Annotated in this window: 10 protein-coding genes; 4 read left to right on the top strand and 6 right to left on the bottom strand. The window is 45.6% G+C overall.

Going from position 1 to position 11,657, the window contains the following annotated elements:
* Positions 1-2: 2 nt before the first annotated feature.
* Positions 3-953, bottom strand: a complete 951-nt coding sequence (gene rsmH, locus ELZ47_RS02490) for a 16S rRNA (cytosine(1402)-N(4))-methyltransferase RsmH (protein ID WP_125331646.1) — start codon at positions 951-953, stop codon at positions 3-5.
* Between the two features lie 200 nt (positions 954-1,153).
* Between rsmH and ELZ47_RS02485 the strand changes: the two genes are divergently transcribed.
* Genes ELZ47_RS02485 through ELZ47_RS02470 form a run of 4 tightly spaced genes read left to right on the top strand, consistent with a single transcriptional unit; the run spans position 1,154 to position 2,694 of the window.
* Complete coding sequence (locus tag ELZ47_RS02485) at positions 1,154-1,369, top strand: helix-turn-helix transcriptional regulator (RefSeq protein WP_125331648.1); 216 nt, start codon at positions 1,154-1,156, stop codon at positions 1,367-1,369.
* Positions 1,370-1,416: 47 nt separating this feature from the next.
* Positions 1,417-1,947 carry a DUF3278 domain-containing protein gene (locus ELZ47_RS02480; protein WP_125331650.1) on the top strand — a complete coding sequence of 177 codons (531 nt, stop codon included), beginning with the start codon at positions 1,417-1,419 and terminating at the stop codon, positions 1,945-1,947.
* 31 nt (positions 1,948-1,978) lie between these two features.
* Positions 1,979-2,521, top strand: coding sequence for a DUF3278 domain-containing protein (locus ELZ47_RS02475; protein ID WP_124765598.1), 543 nt, complete (start codon positions 1,979-1,981; stop codon positions 2,519-2,521).
* Positions 2,518-2,694, top strand: a complete 177-nt coding sequence (locus ELZ47_RS02470) for a hypothetical protein (protein WP_002927526.1) — start codon at positions 2,518-2,520, stop codon at positions 2,692-2,694. The genes ELZ47_RS02475 and ELZ47_RS02470 overlap by 4 nt, the downstream gene beginning before the upstream one ends.
* Positions 2,695-2,751: 57 nt before the next feature.
* On the opposite strand, the gene ELZ47_RS02465 is transcribed toward ELZ47_RS02470, so the two are convergent.
* The 5 genes from ELZ47_RS02465 to ELZ47_RS02445 form a co-directional block, all read right to left on the bottom strand.
* On the bottom strand, positions 2,752-3,009 hold the full coding sequence (locus tag ELZ47_RS02465) for a DUF896 family protein (protein WP_004189791.1): 258 nt from the start codon (positions 3,007-3,009) through the stop codon (positions 2,752-2,754).
* 20 nt (positions 3,010-3,029) lie between these two features.
* On the bottom strand, positions 3,030-5,069 hold the full coding sequence (gene glyS, locus ELZ47_RS02460; protein ID WP_125331656.1) for a glycine--tRNA ligase subunit beta: 2,040 nt from the start codon (positions 5,067-5,069) through the stop codon (positions 3,030-3,032).
* Positions 5,070-5,071: 2 nt separating this feature from the next.
* On the bottom strand, positions 5,072-5,989 hold the full coding sequence (gene glyQ / locus ELZ47_RS02455) for a glycine--tRNA ligase subunit alpha (RefSeq protein WP_125331659.1): 918 nt from the start codon (positions 5,987-5,989) through the stop codon (positions 5,072-5,074).
* Between the two features lie 20 nt (positions 5,990-6,009).
* Positions 6,010-6,771 (bottom strand): elongation factor Tu, encoded by a 762-nt coding sequence (locus tag ELZ47_RS02450; protein WP_126435180.1) that lies wholly within the window; start codon positions 6,769-6,771, stop codon positions 6,010-6,012.
* Between the two features lie 310 nt (positions 6,772-7,081).
* The gene (locus tag ELZ47_RS02445) at positions 7,082-11,602 is read right to left on the bottom strand and encodes a S8 family serine peptidase (RefSeq protein ID WP_126435179.1); all 4,521 of its coding nucleotides are present in this window, start codon (positions 11,600-11,602) and stop codon (positions 7,082-7,084) included.
* Positions 11,603-11,657 lie beyond the last annotated feature (55 nt).

Here is an 11,657-nt window from a genome sequence, read left to right as displayed (position 1 = left end):
CCTCACTTGTGTATCTTACGGGCCACGCGCAGCTTGGCGGAATGAGCCCGGTTATTGCTTTCTAATTCTTCTTTGCTTGGTAAAATTGGTTTGCGGCTGACCAGCTCCAGCTTAGGCTGCAGTTCATCAGGAATGAAGGGCAAGCCTTTAGGAATATCCACTGTCGACGCCTCTTTGAAAAGCTGCTTGGTCAGGCGGTCTTCCAGCGAATGAAAGGTAATGACCGCAATCCGGCCGTCCACCGCCAGCAAATCAATTGCTTGCTGAATAGACTCATCCGCAGCGCCCAACTCATCATTGACCTCAATCCGAATGGCCTGAAAAATCTGCTTGGCTGGATGACCTTTCTTCTTTAACTCCTTAACTGGCTTGGCTGACTTGATAATTTCAGCCAGTTCTGTCGTTGTTTCAATGGGCTTGACACTTCTAACCTGCTCAATCTTGCGAGCAATCTGCTTAGAAAACTTATCTTCGCCGTATTTAAAAAAGATTCGTACTAAATCCTGATAGCTATAATGATTAACAACCTCAAAAGCTGTCAAGGCTGCATCGCGGTTCATGCGCATATCCAAAGGCGCATCCTGTTTATAGGAAAAACCACGCTCACGCTGATCCAGCTGAGGACTGGAAACGCCTAAGTCATAACAAATCCCATCAATTTCTTCCACACCGGCTTCTTGCAAACGGCTCTTGAGGTGGCGAAAATTGTCCTTGATAAAGGTCACCATCCCCCGCTCTACATAAGGAGCCAGGCGCTTTTTAGCATTGTCAATAGCTGTCTGGTCCTGATCAAAAGCATAAAGATGCCCCTCATCCCCGAGCTGGCTCAAAAGATATTCGCTGTGACCAGCACCCCCAAGGGTCGCATCGACATAGATGCCGGCAGGCTTAACAGCCAGCTGGTCAACCGTTTCATGAAGAAGAACAGTAATGTGATGAAATTCGTTTGTCATATCTTACTTATTATATCACATTCAAAAGCAAAAAAAAATTTAAAAGAAAAAGTAAGCGGATGAAATCATTTTTAAAATTTTTTGTCAGATATACTTGACACTTTTTTCGAAAAGTATTATACTAGCATAAAATAAAAGTCAAATATAACTGACAAAGTTACTGAAAGCTATCAGTTATAGTATTAGAAAGGAAGGGTGTAATGAATCGTGTCAAAGAATTTCGAAAAGAAAAAAAGATGTCTCAACTAGAGTTGGCCAAGTCTATCGGGGTATCGCGGCAAACTATCAATATGATTGAAAACAACAAATACAACCCCACCCTCGAGCTCTGTATCAATCTGGCTAGAGCGCTGGATACTGACCTCAACGCCCTCTTTTGGGAATCCCAGCTGACAGATGAAGATTCAAATGACTAAGAGTTTTTCCCTGCAGCAACATTCATACCTAAAGAAAGGAAACAAACATGAAAAAACAAACATTCTCAGACAAGATGATTAAACGATTTTACGGCATTACTGGACCTTTGGACGAGCAAAAGCGCCAACAGGCTGAGCACTTAGGAAATATAGGCTTTATTTGGCTTTTCTTGATTTTGCAAGTTGGTAATTTCCTAGCTTTCATGCTAGCCGATATCTATCCAGGCTTAGATGCTCGAATTTACCCCATTATTATAGAGGTTCTTACCTTTATAATAGCTGGTATCATTTACTTCAGGTCTGAGAAAGAGCACCTGGCAGATTTGGATTTGGAACTCATGAGTGAAAAAGAAAGGCGCAAGCTTCAATATCCCGGTCTTAAGATTGCTCTCTTCGTTGGGTTGACTTTCCATCCTATCTTTAGCCTTGTAGAAGCAGTCACTCTCAAGCAAGACTTTTTCACTCTCTTTTTACAAGCTGATCGAATCCTGAAATCAGCCTTGGTCGCTAGCATTTTAGGTGTTTTTATCAGCTTTTACTTTAAATCACGCAAACACCATACTGAACAGAGCGAATAATACCTTGACCTAAGCTAGAAAGGAAACAAACATGAAAAAAGAAACATTCTCAGACAAGATGATCAAACGATTTTACGGCATTACTGGACCTTTGGACGAGCAAAAACGTCAACAGGCTGAACACTTAGGAAATATAGGCTTCATCTGGCTTTTCTTTATTCTGATTTTTGGCAATGCTATCGCCTTTCCCCTAGCCTTTCGCTGGCCCAAAATTATCGCTGTTGCCTATCCTATCCTGCTGGAAATCCTTATCCTCGGCTTCTGTGTCTATATAGTCATCCAAGCACGCCGCAAAGGAATTGATGACCTAGAGCTAGGACTTCAGGATGAAAAAGAAGAAAAAGCTATGAAACATGCTGGTCTCAAAGCAGGTTTCTCTTATTGGTTGCTCTTTTACCCTCTCTTCGGCATCATGATAGCTGTCATGGAAAAGAAAGATATCCTACAAGTTTTGCTTCAGCCTAAACTCATTATAACTGGATTAGCCGCAGGCCTTGGATTTGGACTGATGATGCATTTCATTGCCAAAGGAAAGATTCGCCAAGCACAAAAAAAGGAGGAAGAAGACCTATGAGACTAAATCTCAAAGAAAAAATGGATCTAGGCATTCTGTCCCTCATTATTGCCATCGCTGCTTATTTCTTTTTCCGTATCACGGAGCCTTGGATTTTCTGGCTGGATGTAGCAATCATCGTTAGCTGCATCTATGTAGCCCTCCGCATTTTGAAAAAACGTAAACAAGAATAAAAGAACCCCTCGACAGGAACTTTCGAGCTTCCTAGCGAGGGATTTTTTTATATTTACTTAAGACTCTGGGTCATCCAGACTTCGGCCATGAAGGCCTTTCTCGCGCTGAACTTGACGCAACTTCTCAGGTGTCACATCATTGCCATCCTCATCAACAATCTTGATGCCTTCGATGTGATGACGAACAGAGCGACGGTAGCCTTCGATATACTCTTCACGAAGCTTGGCTTGTTCCACTTTTTCCTCAGCAGTTAGACCTTCAGCTTTTTTCTTTTTAGCTAGTTCGTTGATGCGTTCAATTTTTTTAGGATCCATGATTCTACCTCTCTTACCTTTTATTTCGTATTAATCTGATTAAACTGGGCCAGCTGTCCCGCCTTTGCTGTCAGAGATGCGAGGAGAGCTAGGCGGTTGCTGCGCACAGCCTCATCATCAGCCATAACCATGGTATGGTCAAAGAAAGCGTCAATAACTGGACTGAGGGCAAAGAGTTGATCCAAATTGGCCGCTAAGTCAGATGTCAGCTCTACTGCTTCAATGGCAGCTGCCAAGTCTTTTTCCTCTTGATTTTCAAAGAGAGCTGGATTGACAGCTGTCTGACCTTGGGCTTTCTCAGCTAGATTAAAGACTCGAGATAGGCTTTCCACTGCTGACTTGAAGTTATCTTCCTGAGCTTTTTCTGCTAAAAGCGCAGCTGTTTCTACCAAATCGCGTACGACGAAATGAGTGCTTTGAAGAACAGCTGTCACGATATCTTTTGGAATGCTGCGATCCATCATTTTCTCAACACGGGCACGGAAGAAGTCCAGCACGGCCTCTTGATTGTCATAGCTTAGGCTATCAAACTTCAGTTCGTAAAGTCGACCAAGAAGCTGAGCCAAGTCAATGTTCCAGCCAAACTTGTCCAAGATACGCACAACACCCTGAGTCGCACGGCGTAGTGCATACGGGTCATTGGAACCGCTCGGAATCAGCCCAACTGAGAAGAAGGACAGAATGGTATCCAGCTTATCAGCCAGAGCCAAGACTGCTCCGACCTTGGTGTCAGGCAATTCGCCATCGGCTGAAGTCGGCATATAGTGCTCCCGAATGGCAGCTGCCACCGTAGCATTCTCACCAGCCAGAAGAGCATACTTTTCACCCATGATACCTTGCAGCTCATCAAATTCCCCAACCATGCCAGTCAGCAAATCAAACTTATAAATAGCCGCTGCACGAGCCAAGTCAGCTGTCTCATCAGCATCCAATCCTGCCTCTTGTGCCAAGAGAGCAGCAATCTTGCCAGTTCGCTCCATGTGCTCTGCCAGAGAGCCAATCTTTTCGTGGAAGGTCACATTGCTCAGCTTTTCAACCAAGTCAGCAATAGCCAGCTTTTGGTCTTCCCGCCAGAAGAATTCCCCGTCTTCCAGACGAGCCACCAAGACTTTCTCATTTCCCTTGATGACATTTTCTAAATGCTCTGCATTCCCATTGCGGACAGAGATGAAGTGCGGCAAAAGTTTGCCTTCAGCATCGCGCACAACAAAATAACGCTGGTGCTCTTTCATGGAAGTTACCAAGACTTCCTCAGGCACCTCTAAATATTTGGCATCAAAATTACCTAGAAAAGCAGTTGGATATTCTACCAGATTCAACACTTCATTGAGTAGGTCTTCGTCAATCTCGATAGAAACTCCGTGCTCCTCTTCAAGTGCTCGAATCTGCTCGACAATCATATCTCCCCGCTCAAGAGGACTGGCAATGACAAACTGAGCCCGTAGGTCATCTTCATAAGAATCTGCTGAAGCAATCTCCGTTTCTTGACCCAGGAAGCGGTGTCCTCGGCTAGTACGGCCGCTCTTGATATCCAAGAAATCCAAGTCAAAGGCCTGCTCATCTAAGAGTACAGTCAAGGTGTGGACCGGGCGGATGTATTCAAAGGTGTTGTTGGCCCAGTGCATGCTGACAGGGAAGGTCAGGGCTTGCAGAACTTCTGTCACTGCTGGGATGATCTCTTCTACAGGGCGACCGATTTCTTCCTTGGTCACATAGACGTATTCTTCACCTTTGATTTCGCGGAAAGTAATGTCATCAACCGTTAAACCCTTGCCACGGACAAAGCCTTCTGCAGCCTTGGTAAAGTTCCCATCTTCATCCAGAGCAATTTTCTTAGAAGGACCTTTGAAATCTTCTGTCAAATCAGACTGCTTGTCCGCCAAGCCAACCACGCGCACCGCCAAACGGCGAGGCGTTGAGAACATTTCAATCTTCTCAAAGGTCAGACGATGGTCTGTCAGGAAGGCTCCCATCTTGTCGCGCAGCTGCTTCATGCTCGGTGTCACGACATAGGCTGGCATTTCCTCCAAGCCTAATTCAACTAATAAATTTTTTACCATGATTATTCTCCCTCCTCTGCCAAGAGTTTATCGCGAGTCTCTGCATCCAAAAGCGGATAGCCCAGACGCTTGCGCTCAGCCACAAAGGTCTTGGCCACGACACGTGCTAAATTCCGGATACGAGCGATATAGCCAGCCCGCTCAGTCACAGATACAGCGCCACGCGCATCCAAGAGGTTAAAGGTATGCGAGCATTTGAGAACATAGTCATAGGCGGGGTGCACCAGATGCTCGTCCAGACAGCGCTTGGCTTCCGCTTCAAACTTTTCAAAATTCCCCAAGAGCAAGTCTTGATCGCTGACCTCAAAGCTGTACTTGGAATGCTCATACTCAGGATGCGTGAAAATTTCGCCATACTTAACGCCATCAGCCCACTCAATATCATAGACAGAGTCTACTTCCTGGATATAAGAAGCCAGACGCTCCAGACCATAAGTCACCTCAGCAGTCACCGGCTGAGTTGGCAGACCTCCGACCTGCTGGAAATAAGTGAACTGAGTGATTTCCATACCATCCAGCCAAACTTCCCAGCCCAGACCAGCCGAGCCGGTTGACGGATTTTCCCAGTTATCCTCGACAAAGCGAATATCATGCTCCAGTGGATTGATACCCAAGAGTTCCAAAGACTGCAAATAAAGTTCTTGAATATTGCTTGGAGAAGGCTTCATAACCACCTGAAATTGGTGGTGCTGATAAAGACGGTTAGGATTTTCCCCATAACGGCCATCTGCTGGCCGGCGAGACGGCTCGACATAAGCCGCATTCCAAGGCTCTGGCCCAATAGCCCGCAGGAAGGTATAGGGACTCATCGTTCCCGCCCCCTTCTCATTGTCATAAGCCTGCATGAGCATACAACCCTGATCATTCCAGAACTGCTGTAAAGTCAAAATAATTTCTTGAAATGTTAATTTCTTAGACATTTTTTACTCCTTTAGTTTGTTTATATCTCTTTGTCTATTATTTTCTGCTGTATGAACCAATCCAACAAGGGAAGTGTTTTATCTGTATTTGCCCACCGATGATAAAAATCAAAGACCGCTTGCACACTGCCTAGATTTTCTACTAGCTTGTCAACTGTCAAAAAACTGCGCCAGTATTCGTAAAAAATACTAGCATAATTCCCTTGATAAGTTGAAGTGCCGAAATCATTCAATGAGTGCCAACCGTGCTTTTTCTGAAAGAGCTTTACGAGAGACTGATTACAAGCTTTTTCCACTCGAAATTCCTCATTTGTAAAGAAATACTTGCGGCTAATATACTCAACCATCCCTTCTTCAAACCAGATATAGGCACCGTATCCATCAAAATCATCTAAAAAATGCTCCGACCAATGAGCTAACTCATGGCCCACAATCTGCAAGAGAGAATTTTCAGACAAAGACTGATAGTGGTTTGCTATTGCTTGAGTTTGGTGAGAGGACTCGTAATTCTCCAACTGAAGAAGATATAAATCTTTCCAAACCGTCAATTCGGGAGTCATAACCATCCGCCTATCATTTGTATAGGCTGGTACAGGAATTTCCCGAATGATCTGCGTAGCAGAATCAAAATCGGACCAAATGATGGCTTGCGGTAAATCATAAACCGCAAACTCGTCTTTTAAAAAAGCTAGATAATCCTGCAACTTTGCGGCATTCTTTGCGACGAAATCTCGAAAAGCTGCTAATTGGTTCTCGTCTTTTACAAGATAAAAGTTCTCCACGAATCTCCTTTCTTTCGAACAATAGACTCAGTACGCAAAAGAACCACATCCGACAGTCCTAGGCTATTCACCTAGGGGCGTCAAGACGCGGTTCCACCCTAATTTATTACTTCATTGCTTTTGAAATTATAACCGAAAGCGCCATCTGCACTGCTTCCCTATCCGGCTCACACTATCCCGAACTCGCTAAAAAGTAGACAATGAGAATTCTTTCTAAAAAAGATTATAGCAGAAAATAGGGCCAATGTAAAATACTTATCGAAAAATCCCTCAAGTTTCAACTTAAGGGATTTCAACTAATCTAAACCAATTAGGCTTGTCTAGGCTTTTTCGGTCTTACGACTCTTGGCTTTCTGCCATCGAGTTTTCTTTTTGCCTCTTTGAGGTTGGCAATAGCTTCTTTGACATCTTCCTGGCTGGCACCTGGATCCGCCAAGACTGCCTTAGCCTGTGCATAAGCTTCTAGATAAGCCGACTTCAATGCGTCACTCGCATAGATAAACTTATTGCTAATGGCTTGGTAATGCACCTCATCATCGACTATCTTCTTGAGATTGGTAAAGTTAGTCGCCTTGCCATCCAGCTTCTTCTCTGCTGTAGTCAGCTGAGCTAGAGCTGTATCGATTTGCTCCTGGGTCACCTTGTCCTGCACCAAGAGCAGAGCCACTGCTTGGAAGGCCTTGTCATAAGCGCGGCGAGTCCTATCCTTAGCATTGGCATAAGCTCCTGTCTTAGTAGTAGCTGCATAAGCTTCCACAGCTGCTTTAACCGCAGCAAGATCGGAGTCCTTGCCGTCTAGATCAGCAGATGCTGTTTCTAGTTTTGCTCTTACGGCATCAACTTGCGCTTGGGTCAGTTTACTTGTCAAAGCTTCCTTGGCTGCCTGATATGCTTGGTCGTAAGCTGTGCGCTTCGCTGCAGAAGCATTGTAATACTGAGCAGTGCCGACCAGACTAGACTGCTGATTGACAGCCGCCAGCAAGCCTGACTTGACGATAACTCCCAGTTTCAGCAGGTTGTTTTTGCCCTCTTTGACCTCAACAGTCGGCTCACTTTCCCAGAGCTCGTAGCCGGTCGGCAGGTTGACAAAGACAGAGTAGAATCCAGATGCTACGGATCTTCCGAAGGCATGCTTGCCAAACAGTTCTGCTGGAAGCGTATAAGCATCGCCATTATTATTCTTGAGAACCACTTGGGTATTCTTCGGAACAGCTTGATCAAAGGCAACGCTGACCGGTGCAAAGACCAGCTTCTTGACCAGAAACTCAATCGTCTTAAAGCTATCTTGGGCTGTCAGCTCAAACTCCTGAGTCAGAGCGCTGTAGAAACGAAGCTCATCCTTATCATAAGTAAAGATCTCAGCTGTGTAGCGTCCAAACGGCAGAGCGTTGATTTTCTTGCCCTTATCCAACTCTACATATTTGCCCTTGCTGTCCTTGATCCGATAGACAAAGGTCGAAGATACATCTTGATGCGTATTAGCATCCACCAGAGCGACACGGATACGACCATCATTTTCAGCACTGACTAGCTCTGACAAAGCTATGGAATCACGGTTACCCGCATAATCCTCTACCACATAGAATATCTTAGACTTGTCCACTCCTTTTGGCAAGGTGTAGCTGCCATCCGCATTGGCTGAGATGTAAACCCGACGCTCGTAATCACGCTCAATGCCAAAATCATCCACTGCTTTATAGGTCTCTTTCCCTTTTTCATCTGCTTGCAGATAGAAGACCTGTTCTCTCAAAATACCGCCGTTGCCAACATCTTTTGGCTTACGAGCTGTAAAGGTTTCTGCACCATCCTTGGTACTGATATAGCCTGAGCTAATCAAAGGCTTCTGATTATCAATCTGCAGGTTAAAGCTAATCTGCTGCTCTTTAGCACCTGGCACATCTGGCGTATAGCGAACCACATAGGTATAGAGGCCATCTTCCAGCTTCTCACCCTTGCTATCACGACCGTCCCAGTATGTATCTTCTAGTAGGTAGGACTTAGGATTGTCTGACTGACCACTATAATAGTTCTTGCGGCCTTCTCTAATCGTGCTGCTCTGCCAGATTGGGAAGCGATAGTCCGTATCATCTGCCGTATAGACACTAGCTGTCAGATTATTGATATTGCGATAGAGAACTGTCCGATACTGGATGCTGTCTTGATTTCCATCTCCATTCGGTGAGAAGGCTAGACGAATCTTGCCATCTGCTCCCAACTGCAGCACATGCTTACCATCAGCATTTTCTGCAGTTCCAAGTACAATTGAGCTGCGAGCAGCTGTTCGACCGGTAGAGTAGAGTGTATCATTCGACTCTGTCACAAGGGAAGATACATTGTCATCAGATAGGATACTCTTGTCCTCTGGCACTGGGTAATAGAAGCCTGACTTGCCTTCTTGGACCAGATCATAGATTGGTCTTTCTAACGCTGGCAGATCTTGGAATTGCCCACGGAAGCCCATAAATGGCAGACTAATAACATCGCCGTCATCTGCTGGATCGACAAAGCGGACAAAGCCTTCTAAGAAATAGCCGTTCGGCATCTGCTTGATCAACTCTTCCGCAAACTTAGCAGTATTTACCTTGACCGTCACTTTCTGGCTGCTGTGAGCCTTGACGGTGACTTCTGGCCAAACTGTTTCGGTTAGTTTGCGAGGTGTCAGGGTAAAGTAGCCATCCTTGACCGCATCCGTGTTGGTATTGACAATCATCTTCAGTGTCCGATCCTTATCCGTGATATTATGAACCGTAACATCAAAGGTGAAGCTGTCTTGGACATTGCCCAAGGAAACGCTAGGATATTGGTTATCTCCTGTCACATAGAGGCCGGTAGAAACAGCTGCTGCCGTATCCACGATACCAGCACCCTGCTGACGCGGAGAAGTATGGACACCTGTTTCCTTGTTGACGTGCAGCTTAGCAGTTGACATGATGAGTGCTTTGACCAAATCGGCATTCTGGGCAGGTGTTAAGTCTGGATAATGCTGAAGGAGATATTCCTTGACCAGAGCCGCTACACCAGCCACATGAGGGGTAGCCATACTGGTTCCCTTCATAGAGCCATAGGTATTGTCATTAAGCGAAGAGTAAATATCGCCACCTGGTGCTGTCACATCTGGCTTGAGCAAGCCATCTGTCGTTACACCCCAACTAGAGAAGTCAGACAGACTACCAGCTCCTAGATGCGGCCGATTGACCTTAAGACCATTAAAGACTACCTTGTAATGACCAGCTGCCAAAGCCTCTCCATATTCCTTACTGATAAAGGCTGATGGAACCTTTTTAGATTCACTATCCAAGCTCATCGTTAGGTTAGCTCCGTCGACATTATTGTAGATCAGAGCACCAACAGCACCATGGCTGATAGCATTTCTAACCTTTTCAGCAAAGGTAAAGGAACCACGCTGGATAAGAGCCAGCTTACCTGTCAGATCCTTACCAGCAAAGTCCTCTTCACGGCCAAGACCAACATGGACATACTCATATTCCTTGCCCTTTTCAAAGGTTGCATTTGTCTCACCCATGGAGTAGCTGAAATGACCATTCAAAAGCTTATCGTTCTTTTCCAGACCACGCACTTCCATGACTTCCTCTGTCAGAACAGTGTTATTGACAGAAGCGACTGAGATAGAGCTTTCTGCTGTTGAAGGACTGCCAACTAGACCATAGTCTGGATTTTCAACCAGCGGTTTAGAGTATTCACTTCCGAAGGTGTTGTCATTACCCGCCGCAATGATCACACTCACTCCCTTGGCCCGAGCGCGCTCAATAGCGGCCTGCAGACTAGGGCTGACATCAACTGTAGATCCTGTCGCTGAGCCCAGACTCATATTGATGGTATCAGCTCCCAAGGCTACTGCATCATCAATGGCTTTGATATAGATAGCGTCGCTTGTTGTGCGTTGACGGTCTGAGAAGACCCGCATAAACATAACTTGCGCTTCTGGCGCAACACCATAGACATACTCATCATTAGGAGCTTTCTTGTTGGGATTTCCCGCTGTAATCCCTGTTACGTGCATACCATGCGAATAACTGTTCTTTTCCTTGATATTGTCATCACCGTCGATATAGTTATAGGCATAGACAACCTTGCTGTTGTACCATTTACCGTAGTCAATACCGGCCTTTTTCTTAGCCTCTTCCAGAGCTGCCTCTGTCTGATACTTGGCATTTGACGGGTCAGAGATCTTCAGAACCTCATGATGGACATCCAGACCTGAGTCGATAATGGCTACCACACGGCCTTGACCTTTATAGCCTTGAGACCAGGTCTGAGGAACCTTAATAATCTCATTGGTACTGATGCTACTTGGCTTAGCATCGCGAGAAGTTGGTGACTCCGCTACTGCATCAGAATTAGTAGCAGGCTTTTCTGAGTTTGCGGCTGCCGGAGAGTCTACAGTCGGACTAGCTGGAGCTGTTGGCTTGGTCTCTGTGGCAGATGGCTGAGTTGCCTTCTCAGCACTTGAAGAAGCCTGTTCTGGTGAAGAAGTCGCACTTTTCTCTACAGGAGCTGCAGATGCTTCCTTAGCCTCTGCCGTAGAAGGCTGACTGGCCTGATCTGTACTTGAAGCAGCCGATTCAGAAGAAGCTGGTGCTGCTTTCTCCACAGGGGCTTGAGTTGCTAGCTGACTCTCAGGTGCAGTTGTTTGAGAAGCAGGCTCAGTCGCTGATACCACAGCGGTAGATAGCTGACCTTGCCCTGACGAACTAGCTGTCGCCTGCTCATCCGCCTGAGCCTGTCCCGCACCAAAAATCAGAGCAGTTCCCAACAGAACAGAAGCCAAACCGAACTTGTATTTACGGAGTGAAAAACGTTGTCTTTGCATAGAAGTCTCCTTACTTTATTTATAAACCATATTATAATAAAAATTTTCTGACAAT

It is taken from the genome of Streptococcus sanguinis (assembly GCF_900635155.1).
GTDB classification, from domain to species: domain Bacteria; phylum Bacillota; class Bacilli; order Lactobacillales; family Streptococcaceae; genus Streptococcus; species Streptococcus sanguinis_G.
This window is presented reverse-complemented; position numbering and strand designations above follow the sequence as displayed.

Coding starts and splice junctions, on each gene's coding strand:
- ELZ47_RS02485 (WP_125331648.1), top strand. CDS start 1,154: ATGAATCGTGTCAAAGAATTTCGAAAAGAAAAAAAGATGTCTCAACTA.
- glyS (WP_125331656.1), bottom strand. CDS start 5,069: ATGGTAAAAAATTTATTAGTTGAATTAGGCTTGGAGGAAATGCCAGCC.
- ELZ47_RS02480 (WP_125331650.1), top strand. CDS start 1,417: ATGAAAAAACAAACATTCTCAGACAAGATGATTAAACGATTTTACGGC.
- ELZ47_RS02445 (WP_126435179.1), bottom strand. CDS start 11,602: ATGCAAAGACAACGTTTTTCACTCCGTAAATACAAGTTCGGTTTGGCT.
- glyQ (WP_125331659.1), bottom strand. CDS start 5,989: ATGTCTAAGAAATTAACATTTCAAGAAATTATTTTGACTTTACAGCAG.
- rsmH (WP_125331646.1), bottom strand. CDS start 953: ATGACAAACGAATTTCATCACATTACTGTTCTTCTTCATGAAACGGTT.
- ELZ47_RS02465 (WP_004189791.1), bottom strand. CDS start 3,009: ATGGATCCTAAAAAAATTGAACGCATCAACGAACTAGCTAAAAAGAAA.
- ELZ47_RS02470 (WP_002927526.1), top strand. CDS start 2,518: ATGAGACTAAATCTCAAAGAAAAAATGGATCTAGGCATTCTGTCCCTC.
- ELZ47_RS02475 (WP_124765598.1), top strand. CDS start 1,979: ATGAAAAAAGAAACATTCTCAGACAAGATGATCAAACGATTTTACGGC.